Raw genomic sequence first — 13,940 nt, 5'->3', positions numbered from 1 at the left:
GCACCCTAAATCAACGGATGGCGGCGCGTTGGACCGTCCTGTTTTGGAGACTGCATGTCGAAGGAAGAACTGATTGAATTCGAGGGAACGGTAGTGGAATTGCTGCCGAACGCGACCTTCCGCGTGAAACTCGAAAATGACCACGAGATCATCGCCCACACGGCCGGCAAGATGCGCAAGAACCGCATCCGCGTGCTGACCGGCGACAAAGTGATGGTCGAGATGACGCCCTATGACCTGACCAAGGGCCGCATCACCTACCGCTTCAAGTAAGCGTCATGGCGTCCACCGGGGCCGCGCGGCTCATCCTTGCCAGCGCAAGCCCCCGGCGGCAGCAACTGCTCGCCCAGATCGGCATTGTGCCGGACGCCATCTGCCCCACAGACATCGACGAAACCCGCCGCAAGGACGAAAGCCCGCGCGCGCTGGCTGAACGGCTTGCGCGCGAAAAGGCGCTGGCCTGCCCCGAAGAGGGCTTTGTTCTGGCCGCCGACACGGTCGTCGCGCTGGGCAGCCGGAACCTTGAGAAAGCCGCCGACGCGGCCGAGGCCGAGGCCTTCCTGCGGCTCCTCTCCGGCCGGGCGCACCAGTGCATCACTGGCATCGCGGTGCGCGCGCCCGATGGCCGCTTCAGCGCCCGCACCGTGCTCGCCCGCGTGAAATTCAAACGCCTCACCGACCGGGACATCGCCGATTACGTCGCCAGCGGCGACTGGAAGGGCAAGGCCGGCGGCTACGGCATCCAGGGCGCCGCCGGCGCTTTCGTCACCGGCATCAACGGCAGCTACACGGCGATTGTCGGACTGCCGCTCTATGAGACCAAGGCCCTGCTCGAGGGGATGGGGTGGAAGAACCCTCCCATATCCCGGGAGGGCTGAGCGCTATTCAGCAGGAGCCAGCGGCCAGAATGCCGGAATGACGAAAACCGCGACCACCAGCATGACGATGTTCAGCGGAAGTCCGATCTTCAAAAAATCCGCGAAGCGATAGCCGCCTGCTGTATAGACCAGCGTATTCGTCTGATAACCGATCGGTGTGGCGAAGCTTGCGCTTGCCGCAAACATGACCGCCACCACAAAAGGCCTCGCATCAATGCCGAACTGTTCGGCGAGACCGATGGCTATCGGCGTGAGCAGGATCGCCGCCGCAGTGTTGCTGATGATCTCTGTAAGGATGGAAGTGATCAGGTAGAGCGCAGCGAGGATGTAGATCGGGCCGAGCCCCCCCGTCAGCGCGACGAGACTATTGACGATCAGCTCGGCAGCGCCGGTCTTGTCCATGGCAATGCCCAGCGCGAGCATGCCGAAGATCAACATCAGGATGTCCCACTGGATGGACTTGTAGGCCTCTTTGTGATCGAGGCAGCCGGTCGCGACGACAGCCGTCGCAGCGATGATGGCCAGGGCCACAATCGGCAGGACTTCAATCGCAGCAAGTCCCATGACTAGCAGAACGGCTGCGACCGCAATCGGGGCCTTGTCCCGCTTGATGGCCTTCTCGGACGTCTGGGTGAGATTGTTGAAATCGCCTTCTTCGAAAACCTGCCGCACGCCCTTGGCAGGCCCTTCGATCAGGACCGTGTCACCCACCTCAAAGAACAGGTTCCCCATCTGCGGTGCCATGTTCTCTCCGCGCCGATGGATTGCGAGCACGTAGACGCCGTACAACCGGGCGAGGCCCAGCCCTTCAAGGCGGCGGCCAATCAGGCGGGACTGAGGGCCGATCACGCCCTCCATGATGACCGTCTCACTGGTCTGAACCGGTTCGAAGCTCGGCCGGGCATTGGCTTGCGCACCGATGGCAACGCTTCCAGCCTCGCGGAGCGTCAGCATCTCTGCCACAGGTGAACGCAGCACGACCCGGTCGCCTCCTTTGAGCCTGATCGACGTCAGGTCCGCCCGCAGGGACTGGCCTTCGCGAAATACGTCCACGATCGTATAGCCTTTCCCGGCGGTGAACCCCGTCTCGGACAGCTGTTTGCCGACCAGAGGGGAATCGATCGGGATCAGGATCTGGGCGATGAAGCGACGCTCCTTGCTGTCAGGCAGCATGGCGGCGAGCGTCTCGCGTACGGGCAGCAGGAAGGGGCCGACAATGGCGATGTAGACCGCGCCAGCCAGGGCCAGGCAGAGGCCGGCGCCGGTAATCTCGAACATGCCGAAAGGCGCAAGGCCGTTGGTCTGGGAAACGCCGTCTACAAGAATGTTCGTCGATGTCCCGATCAGCGTGGTGGTCCCCCCGAAGATGGAGGCGAACGAGAGCGGGATCAGCAGCTTTGATGCGGATACCCCGATGCTTTTCGCCAGGCTCATCGCCACGGGGATAAGAATGACAACGACAGGCGTGTTATTGATGAATGCGGACAGGACGATCACGCCCGTCATCATCGCAATGACGGCGATGACGGGGGAGGTTTTCGTGGCCAGCCGGGAAACCAGGCGGCCGCCCGCATCGATGACGCCCGTGCGTTCCAGCGCGGCTGAAAGAACAAACATGGCGCCGATCGTGATCGGTGCCGAATTGGAGAAGACGCCGAGCGCGTCCTCGGTGGTCAAAATGCCGGTGAGCAGCAACGCCCCCATCGCCAGGAGCGCGGTGACGTCAGCCGGAAACCTTTCCTTTATGAAGCCAAAGAAGACCACCACCACCAGCAACAGAACGATGGCGATCTCGATTGCCGGTTCTGAAAACAAGGAACTCATTCAACAGAATCCGTCGACAAACCGGAGGCTGGATCGCCCTCGGTTCCAGTATTTTGTTCAGCGGACCCGCCAGTTCGTCAATCAAAAGCGCTAATGCGTCTCGTGACTTGTGCTCGTACCTTCGCCTTCATTACAGGCATCGCCAGTCTGCAGCTCTGCGAGTCCAAGCCCCTGCTGGAAGGCATGGCGTGGAAGAATCCTCCGTCCCGCTGAAAAAAGGCAGCTACGCTACAAACCGGCCATCGAGCCGAGCCAGACGCTGTAGGCCACATAGGCACCAAGAAGGATTGCGCCTTCGACCCGGCTGATGCGCCAGCGCGTCACGGCAACCAGAAGTAAAAGTGCGGTCACGCCTGTCATCACCCAGATGTCAAATGTGGCGATAGAGGCCGGTACCGCGATGGGATGAATGAGGGCGGTTGTGCCGAGAATGAACAAGACGTTGAAAATGTTGCTGCCGACAATGTTGCCGAACGCGATGTCGGATTGGCCACGGCGGGCGGCGGCAATGGTCGTGACCAGTTCCGGCAGGGATGTGCCGACGGCGACGATAGTAAGGCCGATGACCGCTTCAGAAACCTTGAAGGCCTGAGCGACCTCGATGGCGCCGAACACCAGAAAACGGGCGCCAAGGATCGTGAGCGCGAGACCGGCCGCGATAAAAGCGAGGTCCTTCCAGACGCTACCAGATTGTACTTGCCGTTCGCCAACGACTTCAACTTCTGGCTTCGAGGCGCTCGCCAGCCGTTCATTGAGAAGAGTGAAGACGAGATAGGCCATCAATGTCAGGACAAAGAAGGCCCCGATCGCCGGTGTAAACCGCCCGAACAGGGCCGCGCCCAGACACATGAGTGTGGAAAGGACAAGCACTGTTCCGTCCCGCCGGAAGGCTGCCTTGTCGATAATGACAGGCGCGAGCAATGCAGCGACGCCGAGGATGAGCAGAATGTTAGCGATGTTGCTGCCGACCACATTGCCCACCGCAATACCGGGGGAGCCGACAAAAGCGGCTTGCAGGCTGGTCACCAGTTCGGGTGTGGACGTGCCGAAGCCAACAAGGGTGAGGCCGATCACGAGCGGCGACAGACCGACCCTGCGGGCCAGGTCAACAGCGCCGCGAACAAGTAGGTCACCGCCAAAAACAAGGCCCAGAAGGCCGCCGACAATCAGAAGTGCAATGTCCATGGATTCCGCCGAGAAAGCCTGTCACCGGTGCGGGGATCGTCGGTTTGACCGGCGTCACAATAAGTGGAATTGGCGGACTGCATTTACAAGAGCGGACAGCCTGTGAGACTTCCAGGCCTGCCGCGGATGTCTCCTGCCATCTTGTTGGCCGGTTCCGTGGACAGATCCCGTTCCATCCACCCCCAAACCCAACACCCACAACACATCTGCGTGCTTGAGTCCGACAGTTTCGCATCGCCTCCGTCCTCTTCTGCATGGATGAGACAGGCGATTTTCTTTCAGAGGCGGTGGAGACGGCGCGGGCGCTGCACCGCTGGCGGACGGCAGGTGAGATAACGCCGGTCAGTCTTCAGGCTGTGCCACGCTTCTGCGCGGGCCGGCTCGCCGAGAGCTTCTGGCAGGTCCTCAGTGTACGCCTTAATGAAGCGCTCGCCGTGGCGTGGAACGATAGCGGCTGAGCCTCTCCAGGTTTTATGATTTTGCCGGAATGCGAGAGCGTTTCCGGGCAAACGTGCTGGAAGAAAGGTCAGCTCCGCTCCGGGGTGGCTCTGCCGAAGGCTTTCCTCATATTGATACCCGTCGGAGAGAAGCCGGCACTCCGGTACAGGTTTTGAGCGATGTCATTATCCGAGGCGACCCGCAGCCGGACTTCGCTGTGACCTGTCTTGGCATACATCTCCTCCAGAGCTGTCAGGGCGGCTTTGGCGTAGCCCTTTCCGCGATGGGCTGGAAGAATGTAGAAGTCGCTGATGAAAACGCAGGGGCCGTCTTTATCCGGCTTGCACCAGAGATAGCCGAGCGTGGCGGCGCCGTCTTCGCCAATGATGCATAAAAGGTCCTGTCCCGGTGTATCGGCGCCCAGAGGCAAATCACGCTCGACGTCCCGTTTCGCGCTCGCCAGCGCGCTGTCCATGTCCTGATCATAATTCGCGGAGATCTCCGCGGCATAGTCAGGAACGAAATAGGCGACATAGTCAGCGAACTCGCTGTCCAGCATCGGGCGGAGGCGTATCATGGGTTTTCTCCGCTCACCTGTCGTGTGGTCTTTAGGTCCGTTCCAGTGTGGTGACGGCGGCGACGCACAGACCGACCACCGCGACAATGCCCAGCCAGAGCGGATCGGCAGTTGCCAGAAGGCCCGCCTGCTGCTGGGCGGAGGAGATCGTTTTGGTCACGGTGCTGTCCAGCGTCACCCACTCGCCGAGCAGGCCCGGCAGCTGGAGCGCGGCGACGACGGCGCCAATGCCGCCCACGGCCAGCAAAATGCCCCGGCGCATCAGGGCGCGGCGGCGCACCTTGCCCATCACCTCGTCCACGAAGGGCTTGGCTTCCAGCGCGCGGTCTTCGGCCGCGAACAGGCTGGACAGGTCCTGGAAGGTTTCTTCTTCGCGCATGTTTCTACTCCATCACGCCACTTCGGGCTTCGCAAGGTGTTTGCGGAGGGCTTCGACGCCACGCAACACATGGGATTTCACGGTGCCAAGCGGCCAACCGGTGGCTTCGGCCGCTTCGCGGTGGGTGAGGCCGGCGGCGACGCACATGACGACGCAGACACGCTGGGCCTCTGTCAGTTTTTCCAGTGCCCGGCTGAGGTCCATCCGGTCGTCCTGCTGGTCACTGGGCCGGGAACCATGCGCGCCAAAGGGAATGATCTCGGCCGTTTCGTCGAACTCGATCTCCGGCCTTGTCTTGCGGCGGACCTGGAGGAATTCTCGCCAGCAGATGGCGCAGATCCAGGCGCTGAACGTGCCGCCGGCATAGGTGGCGATCTTCTGCCAGGCCGTCAGGAAGGTGGTCTGGGCAATGTCGTCACCGGCGCTCGCCGACCCTGTCAGGCGCCGGGCCATGCCGCGTACGCGGGCCTGGTGGCGGCGGACGAGTTCGGCGAAAGCCGCCTCGCTGCCGCGTGCAGCATCTGCTGCCAGGTCCGGATCCGTGCGCATGTCCCGTCCTTCGTCCGTGACCAGAAAGAGGTCAGGCCTTCCGTTCATTGCGACCCGACACCCACAGGCCCAGATATGCAACACCCAGGAAGACCGGGAAGGCGGCAACGCCCAGCATCGGACGGATCGCTTCGCCTTCTTCCATGCCCACCATCGTGCCGAGGAAGGCAAAGGCAAGACCGGCGGCGATGAACAGCACGCCGCGGCGGAGGTCAGCCCGCACCGGGTCGTTCGCCAGCGACAGGCGCACCATCATGTCGTCCGACAGGACCTGTCCCTTGTCGATGGCATGGCGTAGCGTCTCATGGATGGTGTTGCGTTTGCGGGAATTGAAATAGCTGACCAGCCACACAATCCCGACGATTGATCCGAACAATATGGCCGGGACGACAATGTCTTCGGTCATTTCAGGCTCCTTCTTGCAAACTCGCGCGGCGGAATTGCCGCTGTTTGACTGTCAGATGCAGCGAAGGGCCTGAATGGATGCAGGCAGTGTGATTTTTTTGGAAAAGTGCCTAATTCAGCCCGCCGACCGGGAGGGACAGGTCCACCACTTCGGTCGCGGCCTCAGCCTCGGTTTTCACCTTGTGAACCAGGAGCGCCTTCTCGCCGCGCGTGGTTTGCGGAGCGAACAGGTTGGTCAGGCGGACCTCGATATCGGCATCCGCCGGCAGGGGCTGGCCCAGCGGCACGATCAGGGTACGCGTGCCTTTTTCCGGCACGATCACATCGGTCAGCTTCCGCGTGATCACGACTTCGGTGCCGCTGCGGACTTCGATCACACCCTCCAGGCGCGCATGGGCGTTGCCGGTATTGGAGAAGTCGAGGCCGATCGCCGGGGCTCCGGCGTCGGTGACGGTCAGGCGGCTCGCCTCGATGCGCGGACGGGAACTTGCCTTGCCGATCGTCATGCTCACCAGGGAGGCGATCTGGTTTTTCTGCCAGCGGCCTTCCGCGTCCTTCATGACGGATGAAGCAAGCAGGGCGACCCGATAGTCTCCGGTCCGCGGGGGCCGTTCCGGGGTAGAGAGGTTGATGAACACCTGTTTTGACTGGCCGGGCGCCAGCGAAATGGTCGGCGCGCCATAGCGGGTCCAGGCGGCGGCGGAGGTTTCGCTCTCTCCGGCAGGTGTGAAAATGGGTGCGCCATCTGCGTCAAAGGCCCAGTCGGCCAGCGCGAGCGATACGGAAACGGGGCGGGCGGGATCGAGGTTCGCGACGGTCACGACCTGCCGCATCGGCTGGCCGGCATCCAGTTCCAGCTCCACGCTGGCGGGCTGAATTCCGATCCGGCCCTGGGCTTCAGCCATGAATGCAGCGCCCCCGGCGGCCAGAAGAGCCGCAAGGAAAGCGCGAAATGGCATTTTGGCAGGCATGGCTCACGTCCCTGGAGGGCCAGCAATTCATGACATGATCGTAAAAGAACCTTACCGCCCGGTTTAGATTTCCCTGCGAGCCAGCGCTTGATGGAAACCGGGCGTAAGGTTAAGCGCGAAGCTTCATGGTGAAACTGACTCCCAAGGCAAAGCGCAAGAAACGCAAGCACATCGCGGCGGACCTTTCGACAAGGGAAGGCCGCGCACGAGCACGGCGCGAAATGGTCTGGCAGGACCATGGCTTCCTGCGCGCGATCTACCAGAATCTCCACCAGATCTCGCCGGACATGTACCGGTCGAACCAGCCGTCGCCCGCCAAGGTCATGAAATATGCGAAAGAATTGGGACTGAAGACGATCCTCAATCTGAGGGGTGAAAGCACCAAGGGCTATTACCTGCTGGAGAAAGAAGCCTGCGAACAGGCCGGTATTACACTGATCGATTTTCAGGTTTTTTCCCGTGATACGCCGACCCGCGAAGCGATTTTCGCGGCCCGCGACCTGTTCGAGACGATCGAATATCCGGCCCTGATGCATTGCAAATCAGGTGCAGATCGGGCCGGTCTGATGGCTGTGCTCTATATGCTGCTCAAGGAAAAAGTCCCGTTCCATCAGGCGACTGAGCAACTTTCCCTGAAATATCTCCACATCAAGCACGGCAAGACGGGCATGCTGGATGCCTTCTTCCAGGCCTATGCCGACTTCAATGCGGGACGGCCGGAAGACGAGTGGAAGCCCTTCCTCGACTGGATCGCCGAAGACTATGACCGGCTGGAGGTGAAAGAGGATTTCCTGCGCGATTTCGGCAAGGGCATCCAGGTCGACAAGATCCTGCAGCGCGAATAGCACCTCGAAACGGCACCGCTTCCCCCACAGTGGGATTCATGCTTCGCTCGCCCGCGTTACCGGTGAGGGAGACGCCGATGCGGACGATCATGCTTGCGGGGCTGGCTTTTGCCGCTGCGCTGACCGGGTGTGGCGGCCCGAAAGACAGCCACGATCAGCTTGTCGATACCTGTATCGCGGAAGGCGAGGTGCCGGAGACGTGTGCCTGTATTGTCGATGCCATGCAGTCCGAACTCAGCCCGGACCTGTTCAAGCGCTCTGCCGTAGCGATTTCCCGCGAGAAACGCCCGGTCGGCGAATACATTCTCAGCCTGTCGGACGAGGAAAAGATGCAGTTTTTCGATGCCGAACAGGAAATGGAAAAGTGTGAACTGTCGGCTGAGGAAGACAGCTGAGCGCGCAGGATAGTGCAAATCTGCACCAGCTGATGAGAGTCAGGTTCGTTTCTGACGAGTATTTGCGTGACGAACAGGGTTAATCCCCTTAGATTCCGATTTGCTCCAGAAAGGGGAAGACCATGAAGTTCTTTATTATCAACAGCTTCCGAACGATGATCTACGTGGCCTATATTGCCGTCATCGTGTCGGGGATCGCACTGGGCATCTACAACAAGGGCGAATTCACGGGCGAACTCGTGGGCCTGACGGGCACGCTGGCCCAGGTGGCCGATTTCGCCGTGTTCACCGTGGGCGGCTGGATCGCGGCCAGCCTGATCTGCGGTCTGATCGTAACGCTGCTCGACATCCGGGACGACATCAACGACCGGTTGCCGGATGCGCGCCGGGACGACTGATCTGTCTGAGCGGGGGAATAACGGAGCCGCCGGCGGAAACGCTGGCGGCTTTTGTATTTGGGGGCGTTCCGCAAGTGCAACGCATGACTGTTTCTGACTCGGGGAGTTGCGCCTGCAGAAGCCGCAGGCCATCTAGCGCGCATGGCTGATTTCAGGATTCCACCGGCAGATCTCCTCGCCGGTCTCATTGAGCAGTGCCGCAAAGCCGGCGCAGACGCAGCAGACGCCCGCATCGGCGAGGCGGACGGTGTCGGCGTCGCCGTGCGGGACGGCAAGTTGGAGAGCATTGAACGCGAGGAAAGCGTGTCCGTTGCGCTGCGCTGTTTCTACGGAAAACGCCAGGCGCATGTTTCCAGCGCAGACCTGTCGCCCGACGGCCTGAAAATGCTGGCCGAACGCTGCGTGGCCATGGCGAAGGCTGTGCCGGAAGACAAGTATTGCGGCCTGCCGGATGCTTCCATGCTCGCCACGGGCGATCTCGATATGGATTTGACCGGTGAGCCGGAAATGCCGGCCGAGTCGCTTGAAGAGCGTGCATTGGCCGCGGAGGCGGCGGCGCTTGCCATTCCGGGCATCAAGACGGTGGCAGGGTGCGGGGCCTCCTGGAACCGCTCGAAGCGCTGGGTTGCCGCGTCCAATGGCTTTGCGGCTTTCAAGACGGGATCCTCCACCAGCCTCGGCCTTTCCGCCGTGGCCGAGAAGGATGGCAAGATGGAGCGGGACTATGACTCCTGGTCGGTCCGCTTCCTCAACAAGATGCCGTCGCCCGAAGAAGTGGGCAAAACAGCCGGCGATCGCACCATTGCCCGCCTCGGCGCCCGCAAGCTCGGTACGCAAAAGGCGGCCGTCATCTATGACCGGCGCGTCTCGGCCAGCCTGATCGGCGCGCTGCTGGGCGCGATTTCCGGACCGTCGATTGCGCGCGGCGTCTCTTACCTGAAAGACCGGATGGGCGATCAGGTCTTCGCCAAGGGTGTCTACATCACCGATGATCCGTTCCGGGTAATGGGCATGGGCTCGCGCAACCATGATGGCGAAGGCCTGCCGGTGCGCGAGACGCACCTGATCGAAGATGGCCGCCTCACCACCTGGCTGCTGAACACGCCGTCGGCAAAACAGCTTGGACTGGAGCCGAACGGGTTCTCCGCACTCGGCTTTGGCGATCCGCCCGGCGTTACGACCTCCAACATCTATCTGCGCGCCGGGGAAAACACGCCGGAAGAGCTTATGGCGGATGTTGGCAAAGGCCTGCTGGTCACCGACATGTTCGGCCCGTCGATCAATCCGAACACCGGCGACTATTCCGTCGGCGTCGCGGGCTTCTGGTTCGAGAATGGCGAGATCGCTTACCCGGTTTCGGAAGTCACCATCGCTGGCGACCTGCCGTCGATGTTCTCGCGCCTCGTGCCCGCGTCGAACCTCGAATTCCGGGGTACACGCGATGCGCCGAGTATTCTGGTGGAAGGGATGAGTCTTGCGGGCAGCTGAGCGGACGCTCCTCGAAGACATGGACACGATGCGGGCGCTCGCCCGCGAGGCCGGCCAGCTGGCCGTCTCTTACCAGCGCGGCGGGCAGCCGAACCGCGTCTGGCACAAGACCGGGGGCAGCCCGGTCACCGAAGCCGACATCGAAGTGAACCGGCTCTGCGCGGCGCACCTTCAGCGCGCCCGCCCCGAATATGGCTGGCTGTCCGAAGAAACCACCGACAGCCTCGCGGCGCGACAGAAACAGCGCTGCTGGGTTGTCGATCCGATCGATGGCACACGGGCCTATATGCGCGACGATCCGAACTGGTGCGTTGCGCTGGCCGTTATCGAGGAAGGCCGCGCGGTTGCCGGCGTGCTCTATGCCCCGCGGCAGGACCGCTTCTACGAAGCCTGGGAGGCGGGCGGCGCGTTCCTGAACGGACAGGCGATCCGGGTCTCCCACTGTTCGGAAGAGACCGGCTGCCGCCTGATCACCAATGAAGGCATGATCGATCATCCGAGCTGGCCGGAGCCATGGCCAAATGTTGTGATCGCCCGTCCGAAACCGAACTCGACCCTGCTGCGCATGGCGCTGGTTGCGACCGGTGAATGGGACGCGACCGTGACGCTGGCAGGCAAGTCAGACTGGGACCTTGCCGCCGGGACAGTGCTCGTCGAACAGGCAGGCGGCACGGTGACCACCCACAAGGGTGAACTCCTTGTGTTCAATCAGGAAGTCCCTGCGCAGCGCAGTGTCATCGCGGCTGGCGCCGGGCTTCACCCTCTGTTAGTGCGCAGGACAGAATTTGTGGGTATACCTGACCCACAGGAAAGGGCGGCCAGCGCCGCCACAACCATGGAGCACAGAAAAATGGGCGACGCCCCGAAAAGCCAGCAGCAATTGCTGCACATCGTGTTTGGCGGTGAGCTGAAGGACGTAACCGGAGTCGAATTCGAAGACCTGTCCAAGATGGACTTTGTTGGCGCCTTCCCGAATTACAAGGACGCCTATGACGCCTGGAAATCGGCGGCACAGCGCACGGTGGACCATGCCGAAATGCGCTACTTCATTCTGCACGCCCACAAGCTGCTGGATCCGCTGACGGGGGATCATCATCACGTCTGATCCCGGACAACCGAAGGCGCAGCGGGGGAGCCTGCGGAGATTGTTCGCGGCCTATTTCCGGCCGCACCTCGGCTGGTTCGTCGGCGGCACGCTGATGGCGCTGGGCACATCCTTGTGTGCCATGGCCTATACCTTTGTGCTGAAGCTGATGGGCGACCGGCTCGAAGCGAGTTTCGGCCAAAGCGGCAATGCCGATTCCAGCTGGATCCTGCACATCGGCGCCGCGATTGTGGCCCTCGCCGCGGCCCGCTCGCTGACGATGTACCTGATGACGCTGCTGAACAATACCGGCGTCCAGCGCGGCCTTGTCAGCATGCAGACCCATGAGTTCGAAGCGCTGATCGACGGCGATTTCGCACGCCTGTCCGAGGATGCGTCGGGCGGCTTCGTTTCGCGTTTCATCAATGACGTAAACGCGATCCGCGATGCCGCGCTGCGCTTTGCCAACAATTTCACCAAGAGCACAGCGACAACGATTGGCTGTCTCGGCGTGATGGCCTGGATCGACTGGCAGCTGACCCTGCTGATCCTCGTCGCCTATCCGATTGCGTTTGCGCCGGTCATCAGCCTTGGCAACCGCGTGCGCAAACGTTCCCGCCGGGCACAGAAGCAGGTCGGCGAAATGACCTCGCTGCTTTCCGAAGGCTTCCAGTCGGCGCGTGTGATCAAGGCGTATGGCCTCGAAGCCTATCAGAAAGGCCGGGCGCGCAGCGGCTTCGCCGAACGTTCCCGCCTGTTCCTGAAAGTCCTGGCCGACCGCGCCGCCGTCGACCCGATCCTCGAAATCGCGGGCGGCGTTGCGCTGGCCGGTATTCTCGGCTTTGCGGCCTGGCGTATTTCGCAGGGCCAGATGTCCCTCGGCGATCTCCTGGCCTTCATCGCGGCGCTGGGCGTTGCTTCGCCTGAGATCCGCGCGCTGGGCACGTTGAACTCCGTCGCGCAGGAAGGCGGCGCTGCGGCAGACCGCGTGTTCGAGATCATCGAAGCCAAACCAGTCATGGCAGACCGGCCGGGCGCGGGGCGTTTCGGCAAAGTGTCCGGCGATGTCTCCTTCGAGGACGTCGCCTTCTCCTATCCGGACGGGACGCCCGCCCTCAAAGGGTTGAGCTTCAAGGCAGCGCCGGGAGAGACGGTCGCCATCGTTGGCCCGTCCGGTGCAGGCAAGTCCACCATCTTCAACCTGCTGCTACGTCTCTATGATCCTTCTGGCGGCGTGATCCGCGTCGACGGTCAGGATATCCGCGGGATGACCGGAGAGAGCTTGCGGGCCAATCTGGGCCTCGTCTCTCAGGACTCGGCGCTATTCGATGACACGGTCCAGGCGAACATCGCACTTGGACGGCTGGGCGCCACGAAGGCCGAGATTGAAGTCGCGGCCCGCGCGGCTTTCGCGCACGAGTTCATCATGGCCCTGCCGCAGGGCTATCAGTCGCCTGCCGGTGAAATGGGCCGCAACCTCTCAGGTGGCCAGCGCCAGCGCATCGCGCTTGCCCGGGCCATCCTGCGCGGCGCGCCGATCCTGCTGCTGGATGAGGCGACCTCGGCCCTCGATGCCGAGAGCGAATCCCGCGTGCAGCAGGCCCTCGGTGAGTTTGGCCGCGGCCGCACCGTTCTGATCATCGCTCACCGCCTGTCCACCGTCCGGGCCGCTGACCGTATCCTGGTGGTCGAGGATGGCCGTGTGGTGGAGCAGGGCAGCCACGACGACCTGCTCGCCGCGAACGGCGCCTATGCCCGCCTCGTGAAGCTGCAGCTCAGCTAAGCCAGTTCAGGCGTGCAGGGCGCTGGATGCTTACCGGTGTCCCGGAGCCGACGAAGTGACGGGTTTGTTTGGCCCCATAGAAAAACCCCGCGAAGCGAACTTCGCGGGGTTTTCTGTATAGATTGCCTGAAAGGGACCTTAGTTGGTCAGGGCCTTCTCGATTTCGCGGGCCGCTTTCTCGAACTGGTCGACAGCCGTATCGCTGGCCAGCAGGCGGCGGGCCGCTTCGGTAGCAGCATCGGCAGCAGCGCGGCGCACTTCTTCGGTCGCTTCAGCTTCAGCGCGGGAGATACGCGCTTCGGCGAGGGCTTCACGGCGGGCGAGGCGTTCGGCGATGTCCTTGCGCGTCTCTTCCATGATGCGCTTGGCGTCGGCCTTGGCCTGTTCGATCATGGCTTCGGCTTCCTTGTCGGCGTCCTGGGCCTTGCGTTCAGCCGCGGCGAGGGCTTCGGCAGCCTGTTCGCGGAGGCTGGCAGCTTCTTCCAGTTCCTTGCGGATGGCGTCAGCGCGGGAATCGAGGCCGCCCAGAACGGTCTTGAAGGCACCCATGCGCCAGGCAATGGCGAGGAAGCCACAAAGGGCCAGGAAAGCGGTGAAGGTGACCGGGTCGGTCGCGGCATAGGCCAGTCCGCCGAGGAAGCCGCCACCACCATGGCCACCGGCGGCGCCATGTTCGGTTTCAGCGGCAAAGGCCGGGAGGGCCGATGCAGCGACAGCAGAGAAGAGGACGATGCGTTTCAT

At 62.4% G+C, this 13,940-nt stretch carries 17 protein-coding genes; 9 read left to right on the top strand and 8 right to left on the bottom strand.

Annotated features, from left to right (window positions below; all coding sequences use genetic code 11):
* Positions 1-54: 54 nt before the first annotated feature.
* The gene (gene infA, locus HY17_RS16770; RefSeq protein ID WP_011646371.1) at positions 55-273 is read left to right on the top strand and encodes a translation initiation factor IF-1; all 219 of its coding nucleotides are present in this window, start codon (positions 55-57) and stop codon (positions 271-273) included.
* A 5-nt stretch (positions 274-278) separates the two neighbouring features.
* Positions 279-878 (top strand): nucleoside triphosphate pyrophosphatase, encoded by a 600-nt coding sequence (locus HY17_RS16765; RefSeq protein ID WP_034768739.1) that lies wholly within the window; start codon positions 279-281, stop codon positions 876-878.
* Positions 879-881: 3 nt separating this feature from the next.
* On the opposite strand, the gene HY17_RS16760 is transcribed toward HY17_RS16765, so the two are convergent.
* Together HY17_RS16760 and HY17_RS16755 are read right to left on the bottom strand one after the other, a co-directional pair.
* On the bottom strand, positions 882-2,702 hold the full coding sequence (locus HY17_RS16760) for an SLC13 family permease (protein WP_034768737.1): 1,821 nt from the start codon (positions 2,700-2,702) through the stop codon (positions 882-884).
* Between the two features lie 228 nt (positions 2,703-2,930).
* Positions 2,931-3,887 (bottom strand): calcium/sodium antiporter, encoded by a 957-nt coding sequence (locus HY17_RS16755; RefSeq protein ID WP_034768736.1) that lies wholly within the window; start codon positions 3,885-3,887, stop codon positions 2,931-2,933.
* Between the two features lie 254 nt (positions 3,888-4,141).
* Here HY17_RS16755 and HY17_RS16750 point away from each other — a divergent pair, with 254 nt between their 5' ends.
* On the top strand, positions 4,142-4,345 hold the full coding sequence (locus HY17_RS16750; protein ID WP_034768735.1) for a hypothetical protein: 204 nt from the start codon (positions 4,142-4,144) through the stop codon (positions 4,343-4,345).
* Positions 4,346-4,413: 68 nt separating this feature from the next.
* Here the strand turns inward: HY17_RS16750 and HY17_RS16745 are convergent, their stop codons facing one another.
* The 5 genes from HY17_RS16745 to HY17_RS16725 all read right to left on the bottom strand — a co-directional run bounded on the left by HY17_RS16745 (position 4,414) and on the right by HY17_RS16725 (position 7,140).
* Entirely contained in the window at positions 4,414-4,902 is a 489-nt protein-coding gene (locus tag HY17_RS16745; protein ID WP_034768734.1) for a GNAT family N-acetyltransferase, read from the bottom strand.
* Positions 4,903-4,933: 31 nt separating this feature from the next.
* The gene (locus tag HY17_RS16740) at positions 4,934-5,281 is read right to left on the bottom strand and encodes a hypothetical protein (RefSeq protein WP_034768732.1); all 348 of its coding nucleotides are present in this window, start codon (positions 5,279-5,281) and stop codon (positions 4,934-4,936) included.
* A 12-nt stretch (positions 5,282-5,293) separates the two neighbouring features.
* A complete protein-coding gene (locus HY17_RS16735; protein WP_034768731.1) occupies positions 5,294-5,830 on the bottom strand; it encodes an RNA polymerase sigma factor in 537 nt (178 codons plus the stop codon).
* 31 nt (positions 5,831-5,861) lie between these two features.
* A complete protein-coding gene (locus tag HY17_RS16730) occupies positions 5,862-6,236 on the bottom strand; it encodes a DUF6249 domain-containing protein (RefSeq protein WP_034768729.1) in 375 nt (124 codons plus the stop codon).
* Between the two features lie 109 nt (positions 6,237-6,345).
* The gene (locus tag HY17_RS16725) at positions 6,346-7,140 is read right to left on the bottom strand and encodes a hypothetical protein (protein WP_139068965.1); all 795 of its coding nucleotides are present in this window, start codon (positions 7,138-7,140) and stop codon (positions 6,346-6,348) included.
* 191 nt (positions 7,141-7,331) lie between these two features.
* Between HY17_RS16725 and HY17_RS16720 the strand changes: the two genes are divergently transcribed.
* From HY17_RS16720 to HY17_RS16695, 6 genes are all read left to right on the top strand, one after another.
* Positions 7,332-8,051 (top strand): beta-lactamase hydrolase domain-containing protein, encoded by a 720-nt coding sequence (locus tag HY17_RS16720; protein ID WP_051600246.1) that lies wholly within the window; start codon positions 7,332-7,334, stop codon positions 8,049-8,051.
* 77 nt (positions 8,052-8,128) lie between these two features.
* The gene (locus tag HY17_RS16715; RefSeq protein ID WP_034768725.1) at positions 8,129-8,446 is read left to right on the top strand and encodes a hypothetical protein; all 318 of its coding nucleotides are present in this window, start codon (positions 8,129-8,131) and stop codon (positions 8,444-8,446) included.
* Between the two features lie 122 nt (positions 8,447-8,568).
* A complete protein-coding gene (locus HY17_RS16710; protein WP_034768723.1) occupies positions 8,569-8,844 on the top strand; it encodes a hypothetical protein in 276 nt (91 codons plus the stop codon).
* 141 nt (positions 8,845-8,985) lie between these two features.
* Positions 8,986-10,332, top strand: coding sequence for a TldD/PmbA family protein (locus HY17_RS16705; protein ID WP_034768721.1), 1,347 nt, complete (start codon positions 8,986-8,988; stop codon positions 10,330-10,332).
* The gene (locus HY17_RS16700; RefSeq protein ID WP_233348851.1) at positions 10,319-11,437 is read left to right on the top strand and encodes an inositol monophosphatase family protein; all 1,119 of its coding nucleotides are present in this window, start codon (positions 10,319-10,321) and stop codon (positions 11,435-11,437) included. The genes HY17_RS16705 and HY17_RS16700 overlap by 14 nt, the downstream gene beginning before the upstream one ends.
* Before the next feature lie 40 nt (positions 11,438-11,477).
* The gene (locus tag HY17_RS16695; protein ID WP_233348849.1) at positions 11,478-13,199 is read left to right on the top strand and encodes an ABC transporter ATP-binding protein; all 1,722 of its coding nucleotides are present in this window, start codon (positions 11,478-11,480) and stop codon (positions 13,197-13,199) included.
* Between the two features lie 138 nt (positions 13,200-13,337).
* Here HY17_RS16695 and HY17_RS16690 read toward each other — a convergent pair whose 3' ends face one another.
* Positions 13,338-13,940, bottom strand: a complete 603-nt coding sequence (locus HY17_RS16690; protein ID WP_051600245.1) for a hypothetical protein — start codon at positions 13,938-13,940, stop codon at positions 13,338-13,340.

It is taken from the genome of Hyphomonas sp. CY54-11-8 (assembly GCF_000682735.1).
Classification (GTDB): Bacteria; Pseudomonadota; Alphaproteobacteria; order Caulobacterales; family Hyphomonadaceae; genus Hyphomonas.
Note: the sequence above shows the minus strand (reverse complement) of the source record. Positions and strands in the feature narration are given on the sequence as shown.